The sequence below is a fragment of the Neomoorella sulfitireducens genome (assembly GCF_024733845.1).
GTDB classification, from domain to species: Bacteria; Bacillota; DSM-521; order Neomoorellales; family Neomoorellaceae; genus Neomoorella; species Neomoorella sulfitireducens.
In genome coordinates this window covers 53,783-78,861 of record NZ_JANRHG010000011.1, presented here as the reverse complement: position 1 = coordinate 78,861, position 25,079 = coordinate 53,783, and the positions used below count along the sequence as shown (strand labels likewise).

The window sequence follows — 25,079 nt, the reverse complement described above, 5'->3', positions numbered from 1 at the left end:
TTATTTACGGGCGGGTAAATCGCATTGAACCATGCCCTCATAACACTCGTTACAGAGGAACTGCCCGCATGTAGGGCAGATACGCATGTCCGGGGGATTTATTTCCAGGCAATCGTAACAATAGGCTGTATCACAATGGTGACAGATAATGCCCTCGACGTTCCTGGCTTTACAGCGGCCACAAACTGGTATTTTCATTATCGACCGCACCTCCTTTTACATCATTAATATTACGCTGTACTCCTGTCAAGTTCCTGCCGTTAGAAATAAGACCGGTAAAAATAAAAAGCTCCTACTGAGGAGCTTTATGCACTCAATTTAAAGTTTAAAAATTATTAACCGACCATACTCAGGAGTTTTTCTCCTGCCGGGTCCAGTACCTGAACTATATCATCGCTACTTAACAGGCAGGCGTTGGCTTCATCGGTATCGATATGAAACTCGGGACGATAATTGGCGTGGACGCGTACCAATACGTTCTGGAAAACCAGGGCACGTTCGCCTCCCACCTGTACGTTTACCGTATCTTTATCCTTGAGACCGTAACGCCTTGCTTCATTAGGGGGTAGATGAATATGGCGCAGGGCTATTATAACACCCTGGTTAAGGGTTACCACCCCTGCCGGCCCTACAAGGATGCATCCCGGAGAACCTTCGAGTTCTCCTGAGTCACGAACGGGAGGAGTAACACCTAGTTTAAAACAATCGGTCCGGGATAATTCCACCTGTGTGTATGAACGGAGAGGCCCGATAATCCTGACCTTTTCCAGGACACCTTTTGGTCCCACTACTGTAACTGTTTCTTTGCAAGCAAACTCACCCGGTTGTACCAGGTCTTTTACTTTTGTTAATTCGTACCCCGGTCCAAAAAGTGTTTGGAGATGTTCTCGTGTAAGATGTACATGCCGCCCGGATACGCCTACCGGCACTTCGAGAAGAAATTTTGACATTTTAAATCCTCTCCCCTGCTCTTCCCGGACGCCTTAAAAAACCATTCGGGACTTAATTTCTACCGTTCAACCCTATTATAGAACCGTTCGGCGGGAAAAGCAAGGGGGTTGGCATATATTCACAATTTTAAATTTTCCCGGCTTGCTTTTTGGCCGGCTTACTCTTTAATAAACACCCCCTGCAGTGTCCCTGGCAACAAACGTTCAGGAGGGTATGGCACCGAGGACACCTCGCTAGATGCTGATCATGTGCCGGATACCCGCAGCGTGGGCATTTCAAGAAGCAGTTGTTTTCCATATTTATCCCCCTTTTTGCGGGTTGTTTTCTACCCTGAAAATAACTTCTCTCCAGGCTGGCATCGTTTTTGCTCGCTCCCTGGTCCTCGCGGAGCAGCCTACGGTTCAGCCTCGGGCTCGGGCGGGGTTCCCGGCCTATTCGGCATCCTTGTCTCAGAGGCCGGCCTCGGACATCCTGTCCTCGGCCCCGCCCTCGCTCCTCGGCTTCGCCAAGGCTGCTCAACCGCTCGGACCAAGTCGCTCGCTCCAAACAAATGCCAGCCCGTTATTTTCATCCTTCTGATGGTGCCGCGTTATGTTTAAATTAAAATCTGGGATAATAGACCGCCAATAAGAAAAGCCAGGAAGAGGATTGCCGGCCATACAATAATTCCCTCGCGCCAGCCGCGCTCTTTAAAAATTACCAGGGCCGAGGCAATGCAGGGGACAAAGATGGTGATGGTCACCAGGGACACCAGGGCCTGGGCAGGTGTAAGGGATAAGTTATACAGGCCGGCTGCCCCAAAATCCCTGCGGACAAAACCCATGATAAAAGCAGTGGCTGTTTCTTTTGGCAGCTGCAGCCAGCTTACCGTAATGGGTGATAACCAGTTTTGCAAGGTGTTTAAAAGCCCGGTAACCTGTAAAATACCGATAAATAAAGCACCCCCGGCAAATAGAGGAGTCGCTTCCTGGATAAAGTTCCTGGTACGGGTAGCCGTTTTCTTCAGGACGTTAACCGGCTGGGGCAACCTTAATGGGGGAACGTCGATTAAAAGGTCGCTCGGTTTGCCGGGTAAAATAAGGTTTAAAGCCGTACCCGCGAGTACCAGGATACTGGTCACTAGAAAAACATACAGGAAAATGTATGCCGGTCCCAGGCGGCTGAGCATGCTGGTGATTACCGCCAGCTGGGCGGAACAGGGTATGGCCATGGCCAGCAAAAAAGTGGCAATGCGGCGTTCCCTGGGGGTTGATAGCAGCCGGGTGGTGATGGTAGCCGCGGTAACACAGCCAAAGCCAAGGATTATGGGAATAATACCGCGCCCGTTTAGACCCAGGCGCATGAGGACCCGGTCAACAAGGACAGCTATCCGGGGCAGGTAGCCGGAATCCTCCAGGGCCGACAGGCTAAGATAAAATCCAAGGACCAGGGGCAACAGCAGGCCGAGGATATAAGTTACCGTCATGGTAAGGATGCCGAATTCGCCTATTAAAAGGGTTCCGATTATGGAAGAGGGGGGTATAATAGCACCAATCAAATTACGAATAAATGGTTCATAATACCCCTGCATGATGCCTTCTTCAGTAATGCTCACTACTGTCTGGGCCACAAAAACACCAATAAATTCATACAGTATCAATAAGGTTAAAACTAACAGTGGAATACCTGTAAGGGGCAGCATCATCCAGCGGCTGAGGCGGGTGCCAATAGATGCTCCGGTGTTAGTTTCCCGGACTACTGCCGCTACTATGGTATCAACCCTGCGCCGTCGCGCCAGGTAAATCTCTTCCTGCCTGTCCATGGGTTTTACGCGGTGGCGGGCGGCGACAAAGGGGTCCCCTTCAAGAATAAGTAAAGCTTCTGCCCGGCTGTGGGTCTTTTTTTCCAGGAGAGGTAACATTTCTTCCAGCTCGGATAGACTGTTGCCCTTACGGGCGTAGGCAACAGCCTTCCTGACTTCCTCAAAGCCCTGTTTTTTTATCGCTACTGTGGGAATAACAGGAACGCCTAGAAGTTCTTCCAGTTTTTGAACGTCAATTTTAATACCCTTGCGGGCGGCTTCATCAATCATGTTCAGGGCTACTATCATGGGGATACCCATATCAATAATCTGCTGGGTGAGGAAAAGATCCCGGTCCAGGTGAACGGCATCAACGACGTTAATAATGACGTCGGCCGCCAGGATGACGTCCCGGGCCACTTTTTCTTCTTCATTAAAAGAAGATACGCCATAGACGCCGGGCGTGTCCAAAACATAGTCATTCCCTACCTGGGCATAACTGATTTCCAGGGTGGTGCCGGGAAAATTAGAAACATCCACGTAAAGGCCGGTGAAGGCGTTGAAAAAGACCGATTTACCGACGTTGGGATTGCCGGCAAGAACAATCTTGCGCGCCCCAGGGGGTATTTTTAGCTCGTAGTTAAGGTCGTGGCAGGCCATAGGCACGCCTCCTAGCCGGGAATTTTACCGGGTGCGGGTTTGTAATAGGTTCAACGGTAATTTTCTTTGCCAGGCCCCTACCGATTGCTATTTCCTGGCGGTTTTTGGCCACAATAATGGGACCGCCGGGAATAACAGCGGTGCAGGTTATGAATTCTCCTTCATTGATGCCGAAACGTATTGCCTGGGCGCGAATATCCTTTCCCGGCAAAGATAGAATGCGACAGTGCTGTCCTTCCCGTGCTTCATCAAGAGTCATGCCTTTCCCCCCCTGCTACCAATTTTTATGCATTAAAGGGCATATGATGCTTCTTTAGCAATTGATAAACATTATCATCGAGCTTCTAAAATAATCATAAAGCAAATGATAATCAATGTCAATGGGTTGGTAAAGAAAAAGGCTCACTTTTTGGTGAGGCCTTCGCGGCTGATAACACAGCGGATGTCTTCGGCTACAGGTAAATGATAAGATTGGCAAAGCTGGACAAGGCGGGAAGTTGTCCGTTCCCCCAGGTAATCTTCCAGGGACTTTAAGTCCAGATTGCTGGTTATTACTGTCGGCAATTCGTTAATCAAACGGTAGTTTATCAAGGAATAAATTTTATTGCATGTCCATTCGGTATAGTTATGGGCACCAAGGTCATCCAGGATCAGGACGGCTACTTTTCTTGCCGTATCGATGAGCTCCAGTTCCGTCTGGCTACCCTCCTGGGGGCGACGGTCGTAGGTAGCCCGTAAAGCATCAAGCAAATCGGGAACAACGGCAAAAAGGACTTCCCGGCCGGCCTCTGTTAACGCATTGGCAATGGCCGCCGCCAGGAAAGTTTTGCCGCTGCCCACCGGCCCGAAAATGAAAAGACCGCGGCCCCGGGTTTCGTTACGATAGGTGGTGACAAAACGCCGGGCTGCTTCCAGGCAACGGCGGGCGCTTTCATAATAAGTAGTGCCTGTAAGTTCGTCATTCAGGGTCCGGGAGTAATATTTAAGGTCAAAATTTTGAAAGGTATACTTACTTAATTGTGGTGCCAGGTTAGCCGCTCGCAAGCGGTTTTGCCAGGCCTTTTGCTGCATGCAGCGGCAGCGATAAGCACGTCCTTCGCGTATAACGAGGCCCCTGTCCCGGCAGAGGGGGCACTGGTAAGACGGTAACTCTAATAACCCTTCTTGACTTTTATTTTTTGCGATTAATTGAGGGGCGATATGTATCCTTTCCATGGGCCGGAGTGATCCCTTCTTTATATTTAAGGATTAAGCCGGTAGAGATCGCGATATTTATCTTTCCGCGTTGATGAAGCCGGGGAGCGCGTTGAGCGGGTTTTCTTTGTCTTTAGTTTTTCATCATAAGCCATCGCTTCGGCTACGGTACGGACGTTGTGGCGTTGCCAGTCTTTTAAGATTGAGTCTATATAACGAAAGTTGAGGATGCCCCGCAGGACGGCCCGGCGCAGGGCTTCCTGTAATAATTCGATAGGTATCTTGTCCTCCTGGCACCAGGCTTTCAATTGTTCGCTTTCCAGGGGAGACAGGGGACGACCAAACTCTTTTTCAAAGGCCTGGTATAATTCTCCCTGGCGGGCAATAGTTGTGCTTTGTTGGGCTTCTATTTCTGTATGATAATCCTCAAGGGCTGTTTGAATTAATTTTGTCCACAGGGGTTTAAAGGAGAAGACGTTTTGCCAGCGGCCCAGGGACGGATGATAATAGGGTTCAACAGCCAGGAGTTTTTTTTCGATAATAGAAGCGATTAGATTTTTTATTTCTTCCCTGTCCATGTGCATAAACTGGCTGATTTTTTCCGGGGTGGGAAAACGTTCATCTTCAACCTGGCGCCAGTATAGGAGATGGACTAAAACCATCAACTCGGCTTCTGACAATCCCAGGCGGCCGTATAATTGCAAAAGCAAGGCAGGGATAAAAATACCCCTTGCTTCCAGCAAGGAGGTTGCCAGTATATGGTACGTATCGTTATTGGCCATTTCTTTTCTTTCCCCCCGGTAACTCCTGGTAGTATATCTATTATACCATTTACCTTGTCTTATACCAAATTGAATCAGGAATTATTAGGGGCATTGCCCAGGATTAATTATGGTTTATAATTATCTTAGGTCAGTGGAGGTAAAAATCGTATGGAAATAGTTGCCCTTATTGGTCCCAGCGGTAGCGGTAAAAGCCACCGCGCCCTGGCAGTTGCCCGGGACTACGCCGCCGAAGCCATAATTGACGACGGCCTGCTTATCCAGGGAAGCCGGATCCTTGCCGGAATTTCAGCTAAAGAACAACCCACGCGGGTTGGGGCTATAAGAACGGCCCTCTTTAGTGATCCCGACCATGCCCGGGAAGTCAGGGAGAGGCTAGCGGCTATTGCACCACGACGTCTCCTGGTAATCAGTACCTCCAGGGAAATGGCCGCACGCATTACCAGCCGCCTGCAGCTGCCAATGCCGTCAATCTGGGTGGATATTAGTGAAGTGGCAACTCCAAAGGAGATTGCCCGCGCCCGGCAGATACGTGACCAGCTAGGAAAACACGTTATCCCGGCGCCTACGGTAGAAGTCAAGCCTCGTTTCAACGGGACGTTTATTGAACCGTTAAAAACTTTTTTACGCCGGCGCCAGGCACCGCCGGGTAAAAAGAAGAATCTCTGGGTGGAACAGACCACAGTCCGGCCGACTTTTAATTCCCTAGGTCATTTCTATATCGCCCACAGCGCTGTGGCGCAGCTGGCGTCCTATATGGTTACCTCTGCCGGCCTGGCCAACCCGCGGGTCCAGGTGGAAAACAATAACGGTAATCTGGTCTTAAACCTTGAAGTTGCCGCTCCTTACGGCGTTTCCTGGCCACCCCTTTTAAAGAAGGCACAAAAGCGAGTTAAATCAACAATCACCAGTATGACTGCTCTGGAAGTTGAGGCTGTTAATATTACAGTCCGCGGCATTATATTTTCTGATAACGGTCACTAACTCGCTTTTTCCTCCAGGCTCTTATTTAAAAGGGCCTCGATTTGCAGCAGTTTTTGATTGACGGCAGCGTAGTCTTGCCGGGCAAAACCTGCTTCTACCATTGCCTTGAGCTGCACCAGGATGCGCTGGTAGTTGGCTTCGGCTTCGGCGGCTGTAGCCTGTAATTTTAAGCTATCTACCGAGATGGGAGGCAGGGTTTCCGCTACCGGAAGCAGCCTTGCATCAGCCAGCCACTGGGGGACTTCCGTAGCCAGGCCCAGTTCGGAGGTTACCTTGGTGGCGAAATCCCTGGCTGCCTCTTCTTCGCCGTGGGTTATGAAGACTTTGCGCGGTGGACGTTCGAAAGCTTTCAGCCATTTTAATAAGCCATCCCGGTCAGCATGGGCGGAAAAACCGTCAAGGCTGACAATATCGGCCCGGACGGCTATTTCTTCTCCATGAATTCGCACCTTTTTCTCCCCTTCAAGAAGGCGGCGGCCGAGGGTACCGGCTGCCTGGTATCCAACCAGCAGGACCGTGCTTTCATGCCGCCAGAGGTTGTGTTTCAGGTGGTGCTTAATGCGTCCGGCGTCGCACATGCCGCTGGCGGCGATAATAATGGCTCCTCCCTGTATTTTATTGATGGCCATAGATTCCTCGGTCGTACGGCTTAAATGCAGTCCCGGCAGGTAGAATGGGCAGGTGCCGTCATTGCCCAGCTCTTTAGTTTCGGCATCAAAATATTCCTGGTGGCGGCAGAAGATTTCAGTCGCCGTAACTGCCAGGGGGCTATCGAGGTAAATCTTGTCTGCATTGATAGCTCCACGCTTTATGAGGATATTCAGGGTATAAAGGAGGTCCTGGGTTCGCTCAACGGCAAAGGCAGGGATAACCAGGTTACCTCCTTTTTTCATGGTTTTGTTAATTACTTCTTTGAGAAGCTCAATTTTATCACCCTGGTTGATATGACAGCGATTGCCGTAAGTAGACTCCATGACCAGGTAATCTGTAGCCTGAATGGGTGTCGGGTCGTTGACGATGGGTTGACCGGGGTTACCAAGATCACCTGAAAAAGTAACCTTGATCTCCTCTTTCCCGTCCTTAACCCAAATTTCTGCTATAGCAGAACCCAGGATGTGGCCGGCGTCCTGGAAACGCAGGCGAAATCCCGGTAGAATCTCCTTTTCTATTCGGTAATCCAGGGCACGGAAATACTGCAGGCATTCAGAAGCCTGGGTGGCGGTATAGATAGGGGTTAAAAGGGGCAGGCCGGCGCGGCTATTTTTCCGGTTTTTACGCTCGACTTCCATTTCTTGTATATGGCCACTGTCTGGCAACAGGGCGCCTGCTAGTTCGACAGTGGCCGGGGTGGCAAATACCGGTCCTTTGAAGCCATGCAGGTAGAGTTTGGGGATCAAGCCGCAATGGTCGATATGAGCATGGGTAAGTACTAAGGCGTCAATACTGGCTGGATTAAAAGGAAAAGGGCCGTAATTGCGTTCTTTGATTGCTTTGGAACCCTGGAAGAGCCCGCAGTCAATAAGGAGGCGGTGCTGCCCGTTCTCAAGAAGATAACAAGAGCCTGTTACCGTCCCGGCAGCCCCGTAAAAATGTAAGTTAATCATTTTTCCTCTCCCTGTTTTGTTTTTACCGGTTCATGGACTTAATAGGCATGGGCAACAGCACGGCCCTTGAAGGCCAGGTGCCTGGCGACAAAGCGTTCCATCCGTTTCATTGCTTCAGTTAGTTCGGCCAGGGAAGTGGCATAAGAACAGCGGATATAACCTTCCCCGCTGCTGCCGAAGGCCGGGCCGGGTACGACGGCCACCTTTTCTTCTTTCAGGAGGGCTTCGGCGAATTCGTTTGAGGTCAGGCCTGTAGCTTTAATGGAGGGGAAAACATAAAATGCCCCCCGGGGTTCAAAACACTCCAGGCCCATTTCCCGCAGGCGGCTGACAACTAAACGCCGGCGTTGATCATACTCGGCCACCATCCGGTCTACATCCGGGCGCCCGTGGCGCAGGGCTTCCAGGGCAGCCACCTGCCCCATTACCGGCGCACAAAGAATGGTATACTGGTGGATCTTGACCATGGCAGCCAGGAAGTCGGGATGGGCGGCAACATATCCCACCCGCCAGCCGGTCATGGCAAAGGCCTTGGAAAAACCGCTGACGAGGATCGTCCGTTCCTGCATCCCGGGTAGGGCGGCAAAGGAACGGGGCGGGCCGTCATAGCGCAGCTCGGCATAGATCTCATCGCTAATGACCAGCAGGTTATACTTCTTCACGAGGGCGGCAATAGCCTCCATTTCACTATCCGTAAGGACAGCACCGGTGGGATTGTTGGGAAAACACAAAATCAGGATTTTGGAACGGGGTGTGATGTATTTTTCCAATCGCGCCGCCGTTAAAGCAAATTCATCCTCCATTGTGGTTGGTACCGTAACGGGAACACCGCCGGCAATCAGGGTTATGGGCTTATAGGAAACATAACAGGGCTCGGGAATCAGGACTTCGTCTCCGGGATTAATTACCGTCCTTAATGCCAGGTCAACGGCTTCGCTGGCGCCGATGGTGACCATTATTTGCCTCTGGGGGTCATAACTCAAGCCGAAACGATCCTCCAGATAGCAGGCAATGGCCTGGCGCAATTCAGGTATACCATAGTTGGAAGTATACATGGTGTAACCGCGCTCAAGGGACTGGACGCAGGCTTCACGGATATGCCAGGGAGTAACAAAATCCGGTTCCCCCACTCCCAGGGAAATAACCCCCCGGGTACTTGCCACCAGATCAAAGAAGCGGCGAATACCAGATGGTGGTAAGCTTTTAACTACGGGATTAATAAAGCGCTGGGCCTCGAAACCACAAGTAATGGTCATAATTGTAACACCTGCCTCCGATCTGCTTCTTGATCCTCAAAAATTACCCCGTCCTGTTTATACCTTTTAAGGATGAAATGGGTTACCGTACTCTGGACGTGTTCAAGGGTAGCAAGCTTTTGGGAAACAAACGTAGCTACCTCCTTGAGACTCTTGCCCTGAACCAGGACGGAAAGGTCATAACTACCGGACATAAGGAATACGGATTTTACTTCCGGGTAACGGTAGATACGGCCGGCAATCTCGTCGAAACCTACATCCCGCTGGGGGGTTACTTTAACGTCAATCAAGGCTGCCACTTCTTCCGCACCGGCTTTTTCCCAATTAATCAGGGTATGGTAGCGTAAAATAATTTTTTCCTGTTCCATGGCAGCTATTTCTCTAGCTACCTGGTCTACGGGCAAGGCCAGCATTATAGCTATTTCTTTGGCATTCAACTTACCGTTATTTTCCAAAAGCTCCAGTATTTTTTTACGCATGGCTATACCCCCGTACGATATATGAAAACCTCCCGCCCATAAAGGGACGGGAGGTTATTTCCCGCGGTACCACCCTAATTGGTCGTACGACCCTGCTTAGTAGCGCTTGCTTTCAAGCGCCCTGGCCTTTAACGGGGCCGGCGTCCTGCCTTACGGGAAACTTTTAGGTTTTATCCCTTACGGCGGCAGCTCCGGGATGGCTTTCAACAGGCCTGCTTGCCGGGCTCGCACCCTCCCCGGGTCGCTATAAAGTCAGGTTGCTGTCTACTTTTCCCTTCACAGCTTTTTGATATCATATTATTTTACAGTAATTTTAGCACCGGACCGGTTCTTGTGTCAATAGCCGTTTAGCATAGGGCAGGCAGACAATAAAAACGATATTCCAGCTCAATTAAAAATTAATTAGTTTGCCGCCAGCCAGCTTCCCGGCGCAGGCGGCGGGCGAGATACAGGGGGTTGGCAAGCTCGTCGTCGGCTACTCTCCGGATGCTGATACCCTGCCGCCGGCAATAAAAATCGCGGCGCCAGTCGTAATGATGGCTGGCCGGTTCAAAACCGATTTGCAGGCGTGGCAGGAAAAAGGGTATTTTGCCACCCCGTGTTTCGTAATTGATAACTATTTCTTCCTCCGGATATACCTGCAGCAGTGCCAGGTGCAGGGCTGCCAGGGCATTATCGAGGGGATCGCCGGTCGTCAACCCGGGAGGTTTACCGGCTTCTACCGGCGGGTTTTCTTTTTGTTCTTGCCCTTGAAGGTCTTCCGCCTCAGGGGGGGAAGCTTCAGGGTTTTCCTGTGGTTCAAGGAATGGTAGCGGTTCCCCGGAAGCAGTCAGCATGCCGGTTTCCTTGCCGGAAGCCGGAGACTCTTCCGGGACGGACTTGTTACCGGTCATCTCGGCAGATTCCGGGGGGGTTGGGGATATAATTCCGGCACTTTCAGGGGCCTGGCTCCCCTCGCGCCGGGCTTGAAGGTAGCTGTTTATACCTTCGCTGATAATGTGCTGGATATCGCGGGGGAAACTGCCGAAGCTCTGCAGGATGCGTCGATCGGGCAAACGCTGGGCTACCAGTTGTTCCAGTAAAGCCTGGAGATGCTGCTCGCGCCCTTCCAGCACCTCCAGGAGCAGATCTCCCATTTCCTTTACCATAGTTATACCGCGAGCTAGCTGTTCGGCACGGGAGGTTTCATCTTTAAGGCTAACGGAAATAGCGCATTGGACTAATTCGTCTACGCGCTGCAGGATTTCATTTTCCAACCGGCTGTTGCGCAAATTTCCCACCTCCTGGCAGATGTTCTCCCATAAGTATATGCGGCCGGGGAGGTGGTAAGAACTGTTTGTAACATAAAAGTTTGAAAGTAATTAGTTAATGGAAACTGTTATATAAATATGTGTAAAAGATCCTGGTATAAAAAGCCCCGGGGTTGCTCCCGGGGTTTACCGCTAACCGGCATCGGGTCGTGGGTATAGGCCGGCCTCCTGAACGATAGTAGGGATAATTTCTTCCCACATCACGGCCATGATGTGCACACCAGCTACCCCTTCAATGGTCTTGAGGTGTTTAATCTGCTCGACACATATGGCCACCCCTTCGGCCTTGGGGTCGGCAGCTTTTTCCATCCGGTTAACAATTTCATCGGGAACGATCATCCCGGCTACCGACTGCTGCATATACCGGGCGGCCTTAGCAGACTTCAGGGGCATGACGCCGGCAATGATATGGGCTTTTTTATGCAGGCCCCTTTCCCTGACCATGGCCATGAAACGCTCGAAACGCTCCATATCAAAGATGCACTGGGTCTGGATGAAGTCGGCGCCGGCGTTGATTTTCTTTTCCAGGCGTAAGACCCGGAACTCAAAGGGATCAGCGAAAGGATTGGCAGCGGCGCCGATGAAGAACCGTGGTTCATTGCCCTTCAGTTCTTCCCCGCAGGCAAATTTTTTCTGGTCCCGGAGGTCCTTGACGATTTTAATGAGCTGCAGGGAGTCCACATCATGGACGTTTTTGGCCGTGGGGTGGTTGCCAAAGGACTGGTGATCCCCCGACAGGCAGAGGACGTTGCGCATTCCCAGGCTATAGGCCCCCAGGAGGTCGCTCTGCAGGGCGATGCGGTTGCGGTCCCGGACCGTCATCTGGATAATAGGCTCGCCCCCTGCCTGGAGGACGTGGACACCGGCAGCAATACTCGAGAGGCGGACAATGGCCGTCTGGTTGTCCGTCAGGTTCATGGCATCCACATAGTCTTTTAACAGGGCGGTATGTTTTTTGATGCCCTCGGGGTTGGCGTGTTTGGGCGGGCCGATCTCACCGCTGACCACAAAATGACCCTGGGAAAGGAGTTTTTCCAGTTTGCTTTCTGTTTTCATGCCAGCCTCACATCCTCTCGTACCACTTTCCGGGGACCGCCGTCCCGGGACTTGGACCAGTCCTTGGGTGGCTGGATTTCCATGAGGAGATCCAGTTTACCCAGGGCCTGCATCCGGTCGTAGATGAGCTGCCAGGCACAGGGGGTTTCCGGGTTAACCTCACACTTTCCATTCTGGGAACCGCCGCAGGGCCCGTTTAAAATGCTCTTGGAGCAACGGATAATGGGGCAAATACCCCCGGTTTTATAGAGGATACATTCACCGCAGAGGCCGCAGCGCTCTTCCCAGACGCCGTGCTCAACGGTGCCGCCGGCGAACTTGGTGTTTAAGGCCGGTACCACCCATTTATTATAGCGTTCGGCCAGGAACTGGACGCCGACACCGCAGGCCAGGGAAACGATGGCATCGACATCGTCGGTAACGTATTTTTCCAGCATATCCACGTATTCAGGGTCACACTGGCGGGTCAGGGTAACCTCCACTGTTTCCAGGGGGTTGCCTTCCTTTTGCCTCAGCAGCCGCAAAGCGGCGGCCAGGATCCCGGTTTCCTTTTCCCCGCCGGCCAGGCAAACGGTCACGCAGCCGCCGCAACCGACTACCAGCACCTTTCTGGCCTCTTGAATCAACCCGGCAACCTCGACCAGGGGTTTACCCTCAGCGATAATCATTCCTGCTCACCTGCTTTCGTCGAATTTGCAGATGCATATTTTTTATTTAACGGGCTGGGACCTAATTTACGGATACGCTCGGTAAACTCCCGGGCAATTTCCGCAAAACGCGGTCCCATGGCCGCCGAGAGGTTGTACATCTCCAGGCGCTCACCACCGATGCCGATCTCGTCCAGGATTTTTTTCGCCTGGTGGACCCGGCGTTTGGCCCGGAAATTCCCCTTCAGGAAGTGGCAGTCACCTTCCATGCAACCCAGGACATAGACACCGTCGGCACCGTCTTCGAAGGCTTCCAGCAGGACCCGGACGTCGGTCTTCCCGGAACAGGGCATCTCAATTACCCGGATGTTGGCCGGGTACTGCAGGCGCAAGGATCCGGCCAGGTCGGCGGCTGAATAGGCACAGTAAAAGCAACAGAAGGCTATAATTTTCGGTTCAAAGTCCTGCAATTGACTACACCTCCCCGAAGAGGCCGGCTACCTTGGCCAGTAGCTGGTCATCTTTATAGAACTGGAGCTGGATGGCCTTGGCCGGGCATTCACCGGCACAGGTACCGCAACCCATACACTGGACGGCATTGATTTCGGCCACGTTACGCTCATTAATGCGCGGGACGCTGTAGGGGCAGACCCGGACGCAGGTCAGGCAGGCAGCGCACTTGTTTTCATCGACCACGGCTACCACGCCGCCTACCATCAGGTTTTCCCGGCTCAAAATGGTACAGGCCCGGGCCACGGCACCTTCGGCCTGGGCAATGGCTTCACTGGCGAATTTAGGCGCATGACCGGCACCGCAGAGGAAAATCCCGGCCGAGGGGAAGTCAATGGGCGCCAGCTTGGCATGGGTCTCGACATAGAATTTATCTTCATTTAAAGGCAGTTTCAGCATGGTAGCCAGTTTTTCTACCCCATCCGGGGCCACGGCACCCGTGGCCAGCACCAGCTGGTCGGGCCAGAGTACCAGGTCTTTGCCGGAATCGGGATCCTTAACTAAAACCTCCAGGAGGCCGATCTCCCGGCGGCGTACCTGGGGCGGCGCTTCCGGGTCATAAGGAATAAAGAGGATGCCCTGCTCCCGGGCCTGGCGGTAATAATCCTCCATGAAAGCATAGGTGCGGATGTCCCGGTAAAGGACGTAAACTAAAGCTTCAGGATTGCGGGTTTTTATGGCCAGGGCGTTTTTAATGGTCTGGGCGCAGCAGGTGCGGCTGCAGTAGGGGTGCTCGCCATCCCGGGAACTAACGCACTGGATAAAGACCACCTGTTTGTTCTTGCCGGCATCCCAGTGGCCGTCGGCCAGGGCCTGCTCCAGCTGGGTATTGGTTACTACCCGCTCGTCCTGGCCATAGAGATAGGCGTCGGTTTTTAACTCCTGGCTGCCGGTAGCGACGATCACCACGCCGTGTTCCAGTTTCAGGGTCCGGCGTACGTGTTCTTTACCAGGTTCACCAAGGGAAATGGTGGTGGTAAAGTGTCCCTGGTGGCCGCCAAAGTCTTCAAGGCGGGCACTGGTGAACACCTGGATGCGGGGATTGGCCTGGACCCTGGCGATCAGGTCTTTGAGCAGATTCTTAAGGTCTTCCCCTTCCAGGGTGGCCCGTAAATGCCGGACCTGTCCACCCAGCTCGGCTTCCCGTTCGACGATAATGGCTTCATAGCCCTGCTCGGCGATATTTAACGCCGCCGTTAAGCCGGCTATGCCGCCGCCGATGATCAGGGCTTTCTGGATTACCGGCACCGGCTGCAGGTGTAAGGCTTCATGGCGTTTAACCTTGGCTACTGCCATCCGTACCAGGTCAATGGCCTTTAAAGTGGCGCTGGCCGGTTCGTTGCGGTGTACCCAGGAACACTGGTCGCGGATATTGGCCATTTCAAAGTAGAACTGGTTTAAGCCGGCCTCCCTTAAGGCTTCCCGGAAAAGGGGCTGGTGAGTGCGAATGGTACAGGAGGCCACTACCACCCGGTTCAGGTTGTATTCCTGGATGGCGTCTTTAATCTTCTTCAGGGTGTCCTGGGAACAGGTGTAGAGGTTATCCTCGGCATGGACCACTCCCGGAAGTTTGGCGGCAGCCTCTACTACCGCCTTGACATCAACTACACCGGCGATATTAATGCCGCAGTGGCAGATAAAGACACCCACCCGTGGTTCTTCCTGGCTCACGTCCCTCTCCGGCGGGTATTCCTTGGGCGTGACCAGGGTATTGCGGCCCGAGGCTATGGCGGCACCGGCTAAAGATGCGGCAGCGCTGGCATTGACTACCGTTTCCGGGATGTCCCGGGGACCCTGGAAGACGCCGGCTACATAAACGCCCGGCCGGGTAGTGGCCACCGGTTGCAGGGGTAAGGTTTTGGCAAAGCCATAAGGATTAAGCTTAATACCGGCAACGGCCGCCAGTTTTTCCGCTCCGGCCGGTGGCCTGACGCCTACCGCTAAAATAACCATGTCAAACTCTTCCCGGATTATCCTGCCGTCGGCATAGTACTGGATGGTAAGGTTTTTGGTCTGCGGGTCTTCTTCCACCCGGGAAATCATAGCCCGTACATAACGTACCCCGGCAGCTTTAGCCGCTTCGACGTAGCGGTCAAAGTTTTTACCGTAGGCGCGGATATCCAGGTAAAAAATGGTCGGCTCAATATTGGCGTCATGTTCCCGGGCAATAATGGCTTCTTTGGTGGAATACATGCAGCATATAGCTGAGCAGTAAGGGCTGCCTTCCCTCTCGCAATCCCGGGAACCGACGCACTGGATGAAGGCCACCTTTTTGGGCGGCCGGTGATCGGAAGGCCGTACCACGTGGCTTTCCGTGGGGCCGGTGGCGCTGAGCAGCCGCTCAAACTCCAGGCTGGTCACGACATTGGCATAATAACCGTAACCGTATTCGCCGGCCAGGGTGGCATCAAAGAGTTCATAGCCGGGGGCCAGGACCAGGGAGCCAACCTTGAGTTCCACTACCTTTTCCTGCTGCCAGTGCTCCACAGCCTTCTTTTTACAAACAGCTTCACACTGGTGACATTCCGAGCAGATGCCGCAGTTCAGGCAGCGTTTGGCCTCTTCTATGGCTTCTTCCGGGGTAAAGCCCTGGTAGACTTCCCGGAAATCCTGGATGCGCTCTGCTGCCGGGGCCAAGGCCTGGATTCTGCGCCGGCCGGGGAAGGGTATAGCATTGGGCGGCGGGTCCAGCTTGGGTTCTTTTTCCAGGGAACGGCCGGCAGCCAGGTCTTCGCCCTGCAGGTAGCGCTTAACGGATTCCGCTGCTTCGTGGCCGCTGGCTACGGCTTCCACTACCGAGGCGGGCCCGCGGACGATATCGCCGCAGGCAAAGATGCCGGGCACGCTGGTAGCCAGGGTCAGGGGATCGGCAGCAATCAGGCCGCGACTGGTGGCTATGTTACCGTCTTCGCTTAAGAAAGAAAGATCGGCAGCCTGGCCGATGGCCAGGATAATGGTGTCGGCAGCCAGGGTTTGGGTAACTTCCGGGTTATACTGGGGATTAAAACGGCGTTCTTCATCGAAAACCCGGGTACACTGCATTAGTTCAATACCGGTGACCCGGCCCCCTTCACCAAGGAAACGCCTGGGACCCCAGGAAGGATGAATGACGATGCCTTCTTCCAGGGCTTCTTCAATCTCCCAGGGATGGGCCGGCATTTCCTGCCGGGATTCCAGGCAGGCCAGGTGGACTTCCCTGGCCCCCAGGCGCCGGGCCGTCCGGGCCACATCAATGGCCACGTTACCACCGCCAATGACGACAACCCTTTCTCCTACGTCGGGCCGGCCGCCCAGGGCGGTTTCCCGCAAGAAAGCTACTCCAGGTAGAATACCCTTTAAATCGGCACCTTCCAGCTTTAACATCCGGCTCTGTTGCAGGCCGGTGGCGATGATAACGGCGTTGTACTGCTTTTGCAGTTCCGCCAGGGTAATATCTTTGCCGACAACGGTATTGGGCACAAACTTAATGCCTAAAGCGAGAATGCGCCCGGTTTCCCGGTCGACTACCTTCAGGGGAAGGCGATAGCGGGGAATGCCGCCTCGCAGCATGCCGCCGGGCTGGCTCAAGGCGTCGTAAACGGTAACCTGGAAGCCTGCCAGGGACAGGTCCTGGGCGGCTGTCAGGCCAGCCGGGCCCGCGCCGATAATGGCGACTTTTTCTTGCCTGGAGGGAAGCTCCGGCCTCTGTTCCTTTTCCCGGGCTGCTTCAGCTTCCCAGCCATAGTCATAGGCCGCCCTTTTCAAAGTGGCAATGGCAATGGGGTCGTCAAACTGTCCCCGGTTGCATTCGGTTTCGCAGGGGTGGTGGCAGATGCGGCCGCATATGCCGGCAAAGGGCATCCGGCGGCGGACAACTTCCAGGGCCTCGGCAAATTTACCCTGGGAGATCAGGGCCACATAACCCTGGGCATTGGTACCGGCCGGGCAGGCGCTGCGGCAGGGAGGCGTGCCCCTTTTGGTAATCAGGTATTTATTGGGTACCGCCTGGGGAAACATCTTGTGAATGGCCTTCCTGCTGCCCATATTCTGGTTATACTCGTTGGGAACAGACACAGGGCAGACCTGCTCGCAGTCGCCGCAGGCGGTACATTCCTCAATATTAACGTAGCGGGGTTTTTCCCGGATCTGGACGGTAAAATTACCCTTTTCCCCTTCTACTTTCTCCAGGGAGGCGCATGTATGCAGGCGGATATTGGGATGGTTTAAGGTATCCGTCATCCGGGGCCCCAGCAGGCACATGGCACATTCATTGGTGGGGAAGGTTTTGTCCAGCTGGGCCATACGACCGCCTATGGAAGAACTTTCTGTCACCAGGTGAACCAGGTAGCCTGCATTAGCCAGGTCAAGGGCCGACTGCATACCGGCAATACCGCCGCCGAGGACCAGGACCGAACCTACGGCCGGGACATTTTCCTGCTTTTCATTCATGGCGTCTCACAACCTTTCTGCTAGGAGGCTACCAGCAACCCCTGCTGCCGTAAAAGGGGCAGGGGATCTACTAAATGTTTCTTTAACCAGGGAGCGGCATCCAGCCCCAGGGCCAGGCCGATGATTTCGGTAATGAAAAAGACGGGTAGAGGTTCTGCTCCGGCCGGCTGGCGGCTGTCCAGGTTAGTCTGGCACAGGGGACAGGCCGTCACTATGGCTGCAGCTCCGGCATAGCGAGCGGCAGCCGTTATTTTGCCCACCAGTTGCTCCACAAGTTGCGGCTGGGGAATGGCGAGACTGGCCCCACAACACTCGTTTTTATGGGTCCAGCCTACCGGAGTGGCACCGCACAGGGCCAGGAGCCGGTCCATCAGCCGGGGCTGTTCAGGATTAGCTTCAAAACTGGCTACTTTGGGTGGCCGGGTCAGCAGGCAACCGTAGTAGGCAACCAGGGGGAGGCCAGCCAGGCTTTTTTTTGCCTTCCCATCCAGTAGAGTCTGGATGCGGGGATCGGCCAGCATGTCTACGACATGACGCACCCGCACCTCTCCCCGGTATTCCCGTCCCAGGATTTGACCTGCCTGCCGGTTGAGTTCCCGGGCTTCCTGGCTGCCGCCGGCCATAAAGGTTTGGGCCGCTTTTAAGGAGTTATAACAGGCGGCACAGGGTACCAGCAAATCGTTACCGGCAGCCTCAGCCAGGATTAGGTTATGCAGGGGCAAGGCATGGCTCAGGTAACTGTTAAGGGAATGGCCGGAGGTGGCGCCGCAACAGCACCAGTCGCCCAGTTCCTGCAACTCTACCCCCAGGGCTTTAAACACGGCTTCGGTGGAGGCGGAAAATTCAGCCGCCGTCGAGTGCAGGGAACAGCCCGGGTAATAACTTAATTTCATGCCTGCCCCCCCTTTTCTCCTTGCCACAAGGCCCGGAAGCGAGCTTTATTTTTAAGCCCTTCGGGTAAAAGCCGTAGTTTACCGCGGCGGAACATTTTCAGCCCCAGGGGGACATCCTGGAAATAGGTACCAGTTTTCATCTTAAAGGCGAACATCATCCCCAGTTCATGGACCCGGCCTTTGCTTTTAACCGAAGCCAGGAAGGCCTGGTGAAAGGCAGCCACTTCCGGCAGGGCCGGCTGGACTCCTTTAGCCAGGGCCCGCTGCTTCAAAGCGTCGTTAATGGCGGCAATGTCGATGCCATTGGGACAACGGGAAACACAGGTCCGGCAGGCAGCACATTGCCAGATGGTTTTGCTTTTTAAGAGTTCTTCTTCCAGACCGAGCTGCACAAAGCGTACTACCTGGTGGGGCATCAGGTCCATGGCCATCGTGACCGGACAGCCGGCAGTACATTTATGGCACTGGTAACAACGGCTGACAGGTTGACCCGATTGCCTGCCCACCGGAGCAACAAGCTGATGGGAAGGTACAATTTGTTGCTCAGCCAATCCCCTTCCTCCTTCCTGCCCTGAAAAAGAGAGGACCAGCGTTAAACCATACGCCGGCACCTCTCTCCACTTTACTGCGGTAATTTTCCCCCAGGTATCAACGTATTCCTGTAACGCTGTTGCTATTGTAACAATTTCATTATTTTAGCTACTCCGCAATAAGCTTCGACGTTGTTGATAAAAATCCTACCTGGTTTTAAACATCTTGACAAAAGAATCACAGTAAACCGTCTGGTTGAGCAAAATTTCTGCTGCTGCCGCCGTTTCCATGAGGGCTTCGTCGCAGGCATCGGCAATGGCGGCATCCAGGCCGCAGGCCATGGCCATGGCCAGGAAAGTCCGGTTGATGAGGGGCCGGTTCTGGCAGTTCTGGGAGACGTTGCTCAAGCCCAGTACGGTCCGGGGAGCCGGGTCGGCCAGCATTTTAATCTGTTGCAGGGTTTTTAAAACCTCCGGGGCGTGATCCTGGGCGACATTGGCCGGGAGAATTAAGGGGTCAATATACAGGTCATCCATGGGCAGGCCGAATTCATCAGCCGCAGCTACCAGTTCCATGGCAAAGGCCAGGCGGGTGTCGCTATCCTTAGGGATGCCGGTTTTATTCATGGTGAGGCCAATGAGGGCTGCGCCGTGCTCCACGGCCAGGGGGAACAATTTTTCTATTTTTTCCCGTTCGGCATTGGTGGAGTTGATAATAACCCTGTTTTTGGCTTTTTTCAGTCCCGCTTCAATGGCCGCGATATTGGTAGAATCCAGGCACAGGGTTAGACTGCTGGCTTCCTGGGTGACCTCTACCAGCCATTCCATGGCACTGACCTTATCCTGGACGGCCGGCCCGACATTCAGATCCAGGGCGCGGGCGCCGCCTTCTTCCTGGCGGCGGGCCCATTCCTGTACGGGGGCCGGGTCCCGTTCCTGGATGGCCCGTTTAATGTCATTGAACATGCCGTTAATTCGTTCACCAATGATAAGCATGCTTCAGACCTCCTTCTTAATAAGCGTTGCTGGCCATAAGCTGGTCGATATTTTCCTTGACTTTGGCCACAGCTTCCGGGTGGCGCATGAGGAGAATGTGGGCGCCGGCCTGGAGGAGGGCGGTGGCCGTAACTGCTTCCCAGAGGATGCCCCGCTCAACCTCTTTACCCCAGCCGGGGTATTCGCTAACCGGAGCCACAGCTTCCTTGGCCCGCCAGGCCTCATAACCTACCGTACAGATCACCGGCATGGAGAGCATTTTATCGCCCTGGAGGGCCCCCAGGCGGATGCGCTCCATAATCGAGTAGGCGTATTCTATCCCGTAGCCCAGGCCGCCAATGGAAGGGTCAATAACAATGTGGTCCAGGCCCAGGTTCATTTCGTTGATGAGGATGTTGAGCTGCTTGCAGATATTGATATCCAGGGGGGAGCGGGCAATAATGTTGTGCTTGTGCACCATGCAGGCTGCCGTCAGGGATTTGTAGTTATCCTGCTCGGCGTTACCCAGGAGCAGGTTTTCCCCTGCAGCCGTTTCGGCTACTGCCTCCAGGACGTCGTGATCCTTCTCCACGTCGTCGCAGCCGACGACAATCAGGGGAACACCAACAGCCTGCAGGACTTCCTTGACGGTAGCCACACACTGGTCTACCGAGCGGTTGGCCCCTTCGGGATCGGCGCCGGCTAGTTTCAGGTAAATAAGGTCGGCACCGTATGCGGCCACGCATTTTTGCGCCCAGCGGCCGGGCTCATTAATTACATCATTAAAGGGATCCTTCAACACTTCCGGCCAGTCGGGAACGATATCCTGGACTTCCATGGCAATAACGGGACGGCTAATCTCTCCTTCAAAATGGTGGAAGGGAAGGGCAGCATCGCCGCCGACAACAATGGTGTGGCTGCGGGTACCGCCCTGCTCTTTGGTGGCACCCAGGACAACTTTTTGTACCGTTGCGCGGCTCCGATCACGTAAAATCTGGACGGCCATGAATAACACTCCTTCCATAAAATGTTAAATACTGCACCTGTTCAGGATGTCACTGACTGCCTGGACGGCCGGGGCTTCTGCCGGTAGCTCAAAAAGGGGTTTGCCGTAAGTGTCAAAAGCGACGACCTGTTCATCATAGGGAATAGTCCCGCCCAGGGGCAATCCCGTCCGCTCGATCTCTTCCTGGAGGGGACCCTGGTCACCGGTAGTTTTGGTTACTATCAGGTACATATTGGGAATAGCAAGCTGCAGTTCCTGGACCAGTTCCCGTACCCTACCGGCGGAACGAATTCCCCGGACGGAGGCGTCGCTGATGACGAAGAGGTCCTTCACATTCTGGATAACCCGCCGGCTGATATGCTCCAGGCCGGCTTCACTGTCAATGACCATATAGTCGTAGCTGGCGCTTAAGGTTTCCAGGTGCTTGCGCAAGAGGTCATTGGGATAACAGTAACAGCCCGGACCCTGGGGCCGGCCCATGGTTAATAGATCAAAGTCCCTCGTTTCCACCAGGGCCTGGGCCAGCTGGTACTCGATGAACATATCCTTGCTCATGCCCGCGGGGATGGCCCGCGGGTTTTTGGTGGCATCAAGGATATCAGCAATAACGGTATCGACTTTAACGCCCAGGGCTTCGTTTAAATTGGCGTTGGGGTCGGCATCCACGGCCAGGATGCTCCCCTTTTTCTTCTCAACTAGATAGCGTATCAACAGGGCGGCAAAGGTGGTCTTTCCTGTACCCCCTTTACCGGCAACGGCAATATGGCGGGCCACTAGCCTTCCCTCCTTTGCGGGCTGGTCCCACCGGTTACGGAGGGGAAGAGTTCCAGCTGGGTGTGGGGCAGGAACAGGGCCGAGACAAATTCCTCCATAAAGAGGTTGCCGGCGGAAAGCTCCAGGTAGGTCATCTTGTGGCCCAGTTCCAGGGCTTCCTGCCAGGCCGGCCGGGAAAGGAGGGCCAGTTCGGCACCTTTGAGGGAAGTATTGCCGGCAAAGACGTATTTTTCCGCCGGTAAATCGGGTAAGAGGCCGATTTCAACGGCATTGGGAACGTGCAGGTAATTGCCGAAACCGCCGGCAATGATAATCCTGTCGACTGCTTCCAGTTCCAGGGAGACGGTCTTTAACAGGCTCTGGATGCCGGCAAAGACGGCTCCCTTGGAGCGGATGAGATTTTTGATGTCGGCGGCGGTAATGACGATATCCTTGCCGTGGCTGCTTTCTGCCGCCCAGGCCAGGACAAACTCGTATCCTTCATCAGTAAGCCTTAGCCGGGGTGTGGCTACTTCCTGGAAGTTACCGGTCCGGTCGATGATGCCGGCCCGCCTGAGCTTCGCCAGGCAGTCAATTAAACCGCTGCCACATAGACCGGCCGGGCGGCCGCCGCCTATTACTTCCAGCTCGACTTCACAGGTTTCCGGGTCGATGGTTACTCCTTCAACTGCTCCCTCCATGGCCCGCATACCGCAAGTGATGCCGCTGCCTTCAAAGGCCGGCCCCGCCGAACAGGCACAGGATATGAGCCAGTCCTTATTCCCCAGGACCATTTCCCCGTTGGTGCCAATGTCAATGAAGAGGGTTAGTTCTTCTCCACTGGCAATGCGGGTAAAGAGGGCACCCGAGACAATATCGCCGCCCACATAGCTGGCTACGCTGGGGAAGACCTGGACGGTAGCCAGGGGATTAATGGCCAGCCCGATTTCCCCGGCAGTGAGGGCCGGCCACTCGGTAGCAGCAGGGATATAGGGTTGCAGGCGGATATACTTGGGATTTACGCCCAGCAGCAGGTGGCTCATGGTAGTGTTGCCGGCAATGACTGCTGCCGTCACCTCCGCCGGGTCAATCCCGTGGTTGGCCAGTAAAGAATTACTTATCTCATTAATGGTGGCCAGGGCCGCCTGGCGCAGCTCCTCCAGGCCACCATGGTTACTGGTGGCATGGATGATGCGGGAAATGACATCATCTCCATATGCCGCCTGGCGGTTATAACTACCGCCCTGGCCAATCCTCCGGCCGTTACGCAGGTCCAAGAGGGAGACTACTACCGTCGTGGTACCCAGGTCGATGGCCAGGCCAAAGTTCCTGCCTGACCCGGCAGGGGTAACCCGTAAGAGGCGGTTATCAGCCCTGGCAAGGGTGACATCAACCTGCCAGCCGGCCTGGCGCAAGCTCTCCGGCAAATCCTGGAGAAGGGCTAAGCTCACCTGCCCCTCCACCCCTTTTTCCTTGCGCAGGGCCGTCAGCAGGCGGCTGGTATCACTGGTGTTTTCCGTCAGGGTAGGCTCGGCGAGATGCAAGGTTACTACTTCACAGGCAGCTTCCAGGGGATAGGAACCCAGTAAATCAGTCAGGCCGTCCTGCAGGCGCCCCTTGTCCTGGAGGAGCACCTGGTGTTTGCTGAGGAGGGATTCTGCCGGGATCTCGATGGCCACATCGCCCTGGATGATGGTCTGGCAGGCCAGGGTATAACCCTCTTCCTTCAATTTGGCCGGCAGGTGTCCTCCTTTAACCTGAACCTCTCCCCGGCGAACTTTAATGATACAGCGGCCGCAGGTACCGGCACCACCGCAGGTACTTTTCAGGGGCAGGCCGGCCTTTTGGGCCGCCTCCAGGACGGTGGTACCTGCCGTTACCTGGACCTGGATATTATCAGGCATGAAGGTGACAGTAAAGTGCTTCATGACGCCAGGTTGGCCCGGGCAAAGGCCACGATACCGCTGGCTTCCCGGGGTCCTACCAGTACCTCCCAGCCTGTCAGGTCTTCCAGCTTGCCCTTCAGGACGGCCACTGCTCCGGGGATAATAATCCGGCGGTGCTTGACCTTATTTTCGAGACCCACTTTTTTCATGACGCCGGCAATCTTTTCAGCCTCAAACTTGCCATCGGCATAGGCCGTTAGCACGGACAGGCCATCGGTATCGACGGAAAGCAGGTAGCTGGGGATCTTGGTGCTTTCAATTTCTCCTTCTACCGAGTAATAGGTCAGGGAGAAGTTGGTGGTCACATAAACCGGTGAATTCTCATTAACGGCTCCTATTTCATTGAGTTTCTCTTCTACCCGGATGGGTACCTGCGGGTCGGTATAGAGATTCTGGCGCCAGGACAGCAGGGGTAACAGGTGTTCTTTGGCGGCGGTACGCAAAACTACCAGGCTGGCGTACTTGCTGATATAGTTCGTTGCCTGGAGAATTTCCGCCAGGGGATCGCCGGCCGTCGTCAGGGCAATAATGGGATAGCCGAAGGAACGGAAGCGTTTTTTAATGGCCAGGCGGCGGATCTGGGTAAAGTCGGCAACGGCACGGGAAGTTTCCCGGGCCCCGGGGTCAAGGACCAGCTGCTTGCAGCCCAGGGCGACAATTTTGTCCACCAGGCCGGCCAGTTCTTCCAGGCCGTTACCATATACCGCCAGGGGACAATTAAACTCTTTAGCCAGGGCAGTCATGGCCTCGTAATTGGCAGCAGTGGCCGCATATAACAGGGGCTTGCGGTCGGCTACTCCCGCCACGGCAGTTTTTAACACGGCGGCATCGTCAGCCATGAGGATAAGGTTTAGCCGGGTAGCGGCAGCAACCGCAGCTACAGCTGCCTGGAAGGCATTGGGGTCATCGGCGTCGTGGCGGATGGCAATGGCCTGGATGGTATAATGCTGTCCCACCCGGTCAAATTGCAGTTCGTTGATGGCAGCAACTTTAGCCATTAACTCTTCGTTACTGAGGTTATCGCTTACCTGGATGGCAATGGCTGTTTCGTGGTAGAAGCGCTTGTCGTGGCGGAAGAGTTCGGTCTCATCCCCCATCTCCACTGCTGCCGTACCTGTACCCAGGACCACCTTGGCAATGGGCGGGGCCGCGGCAGCATTAAGGGCCTCCCGGGCGGCATCGGAAACGTAGGGGCAAGAGTCCAGGCTGGCTTTACCGGCCGCCAGGTTCATGGCAAAAGCCAGGCAGGTGGGCGTACCACATTCGCCACAATTCTTTTTGGGCAGCTGTTTATAAATTTCCAGTCCCGTTAAAGCCATAACTTTTAACTCCTTT

22 protein-coding genes and 1 other annotated feature are annotated in these 25,079 nt (G+C 54.4%); of the genes, 1 reads left to right on the top strand and 21 read right to left on the bottom strand.

The window, feature by feature from the left end:
* From NWF31_RS11320 to NWF31_RS11295, 6 genes are all read right to left on the bottom strand, one after another.
* Positions 1-198 carry a hypothetical protein gene (locus tag NWF31_RS11320; RefSeq protein ID WP_258360612.1) on the bottom strand — a complete coding sequence of 66 codons (198 nt, stop codon included), beginning with the start codon at positions 196-198 and terminating at the stop codon, positions 1-3.
* A 137-nt stretch (positions 199-335) separates the two neighbouring features.
* A complete protein-coding gene (gene pduL, locus NWF31_RS11315) occupies positions 336-950 on the bottom strand; it encodes a phosphate propanoyltransferase (RefSeq protein ID WP_258360611.1) in 615 nt (204 codons plus the stop codon).
* Between the two features lie 596 nt (positions 951-1,546).
* Positions 1,547-3,391 carry a ferrous iron transport protein B gene (gene feoB / locus NWF31_RS11310; RefSeq protein ID WP_258360610.1) on the bottom strand — a complete coding sequence of 615 codons (1,845 nt, stop codon included), beginning with the start codon at positions 3,389-3,391 and terminating at the stop codon, positions 1,547-1,549.
* A complete protein-coding gene (locus tag NWF31_RS11305; RefSeq protein WP_258360609.1) occupies positions 3,372-3,650 on the bottom strand; it encodes a FeoA family protein in 279 nt (92 codons plus the stop codon). Before NWF31_RS11305 ends, feoB begins: the two co-directional genes overlap by 20 nt.
* A gap of 143 nt (positions 3,651-3,793) precedes the next feature.
* Positions 3,794-4,606: an ATP-binding protein gene (locus NWF31_RS11300; RefSeq protein WP_258360608.1), complete on the bottom strand. Its 813-nt coding sequence runs from the start codon at positions 4,604-4,606 to the stop codon at positions 3,794-3,796.
* Positions 4,607-4,632: 26 nt separating this feature from the next.
* Positions 4,633-5,367 (bottom strand): DnaD domain-containing protein, encoded by a 735-nt coding sequence (locus NWF31_RS11295; RefSeq protein ID WP_258360607.1) that lies wholly within the window; start codon positions 5,365-5,367, stop codon positions 4,633-4,635.
* Between the two features lie 150 nt (positions 5,368-5,517).
* Here NWF31_RS11295 and NWF31_RS11290 point away from each other — a divergent pair, with 150 nt between their 5' ends.
* Positions 5,518-6,351, top strand: a complete 834-nt coding sequence (locus NWF31_RS11290; protein ID WP_258360606.1) for an Asp23/Gls24 family envelope stress response protein — start codon at positions 5,518-5,520, stop codon at positions 6,349-6,351.
* Here the strand turns inward: NWF31_RS11290 and NWF31_RS11285 are convergent.
* From NWF31_RS11285 to acsC, 15 genes are all read right to left on the bottom strand, one after another.
* Positions 6,348-7,955 carry an MBL fold metallo-hydrolase RNA specificity domain-containing protein gene (locus NWF31_RS11285; protein ID WP_258360605.1) on the bottom strand — a complete coding sequence of 536 codons (1,608 nt, stop codon included), beginning with the start codon at positions 7,953-7,955 and terminating at the stop codon, positions 6,348-6,350. The two genes, NWF31_RS11290 and NWF31_RS11285, sit on opposite strands and share 4 nt — an antisense overlap.
* A 38-nt stretch (positions 7,956-7,993) precedes the next feature.
* Complete coding sequence (locus tag NWF31_RS11280; protein WP_258360604.1) at positions 7,994-9,211, bottom strand: aminotransferase class I/II-fold pyridoxal phosphate-dependent enzyme; 1,218 nt, start codon at positions 9,209-9,211, stop codon at positions 7,994-7,996.
* Complete coding sequence (locus NWF31_RS11275) at positions 9,208-9,690, bottom strand: Lrp/AsnC family transcriptional regulator (RefSeq protein ID WP_258360603.1); 483 nt, start codon at positions 9,688-9,690, stop codon at positions 9,208-9,210. Before NWF31_RS11275 ends, NWF31_RS11280 begins: the two co-directional genes overlap by 4 nt.
* A gap of 39 nt (positions 9,691-9,729) precedes the next feature.
* Positions 9,730-9,979: a binding site (T-box leader), on the bottom strand.
* A gap of 109 nt (positions 9,980-10,088) precedes the next feature.
* Entirely contained in the window at positions 10,089-10,961 is an 873-nt protein-coding gene (locus tag NWF31_RS11270; RefSeq protein ID WP_258360602.1) for a hypothetical protein, read from the bottom strand.
* A gap of 171 nt (positions 10,962-11,132) precedes the next feature.
* A complete protein-coding gene (locus NWF31_RS11265) occupies positions 11,133-12,056 on the bottom strand; it encodes a methylenetetrahydrofolate reductase (protein WP_258360601.1) in 924 nt (307 codons plus the stop codon).
* On the bottom strand, positions 12,053-12,724 hold the full coding sequence (locus tag NWF31_RS11260) for a methylenetetrahydrofolate reductase C-terminal domain-containing protein (protein WP_258360600.1): 672 nt from the start codon (positions 12,722-12,724) through the stop codon (positions 12,053-12,055). Before NWF31_RS11260 ends, NWF31_RS11265 begins: the two co-directional genes overlap by 4 nt.
* Complete coding sequence (locus NWF31_RS11255) at positions 12,721-13,173, bottom strand: hydrogenase iron-sulfur subunit (protein WP_258360599.1); 453 nt, start codon at positions 13,171-13,173, stop codon at positions 12,721-12,723. The genes NWF31_RS11260 and NWF31_RS11255 overlap by 4 nt, the downstream gene beginning before the upstream one ends.
* Before the next feature lie 4 nt (positions 13,174-13,177).
* Positions 13,178-17,641, bottom strand: a complete 4,464-nt coding sequence (locus NWF31_RS11250) for an FAD-dependent oxidoreductase (protein WP_258360598.1) — start codon at positions 17,639-17,641, stop codon at positions 13,178-13,180.
* Between the two features lie 20 nt (positions 17,642-17,661).
* A complete protein-coding gene (locus NWF31_RS11245; RefSeq protein WP_258360597.1) occupies positions 17,662-18,534 on the bottom strand; it encodes a CoB--CoM heterodisulfide reductase iron-sulfur subunit B family protein in 873 nt (290 codons plus the stop codon).
* Positions 18,531-19,085: a 4Fe-4S dicluster domain-containing protein gene (locus NWF31_RS11240; protein WP_258360596.1), complete on the bottom strand. Its 555-nt coding sequence runs from the start codon at positions 19,083-19,085 to the stop codon at positions 18,531-18,533. Before NWF31_RS11240 ends, NWF31_RS11245 begins: the two co-directional genes overlap by 4 nt.
* A gap of 186 nt (positions 19,086-19,271) precedes the next feature.
* Positions 19,272-20,060 (bottom strand): methyltetrahydrofolate cobalamin methyltransferase, encoded by a 789-nt coding sequence (locus tag NWF31_RS11235; protein ID WP_054935867.1) that lies wholly within the window; start codon positions 20,058-20,060, stop codon positions 19,272-19,274.
* Between the two features lie 16 nt (positions 20,061-20,076).
* The gene (locus NWF31_RS11230) at positions 20,077-21,045 is read right to left on the bottom strand and encodes an acetyl-CoA decarbonylase/synthase complex subunit delta (protein WP_258360595.1); all 969 of its coding nucleotides are present in this window, start codon (positions 21,043-21,045) and stop codon (positions 20,077-20,079) included.
* A gap of 24 nt (positions 21,046-21,069) precedes the next feature.
* Complete coding sequence (locus NWF31_RS11225; protein ID WP_258360594.1) at positions 21,070-21,819, bottom strand: ATP-binding protein; 750 nt, start codon at positions 21,817-21,819, stop codon at positions 21,070-21,072.
* Positions 21,819-23,726 (bottom strand): ASKHA domain-containing protein, encoded by a 1,908-nt coding sequence (locus NWF31_RS11220; RefSeq protein ID WP_258360593.1) that lies wholly within the window; start codon positions 23,724-23,726, stop codon positions 21,819-21,821. Before NWF31_RS11220 ends, NWF31_RS11225 begins: the two co-directional genes overlap by 1 nt.
* Positions 23,723-25,063: an acetyl-CoA decarbonylase/synthase complex subunit gamma gene (gene acsC, locus NWF31_RS11215; RefSeq protein WP_258360592.1), complete on the bottom strand. Its 1,341-nt coding sequence runs from the start codon at positions 25,061-25,063 to the stop codon at positions 23,723-23,725. The genes NWF31_RS11220 and acsC overlap by 4 nt, the downstream gene beginning before the upstream one ends.
* Positions 25,064-25,079: the final 16 nt, after the last annotated feature.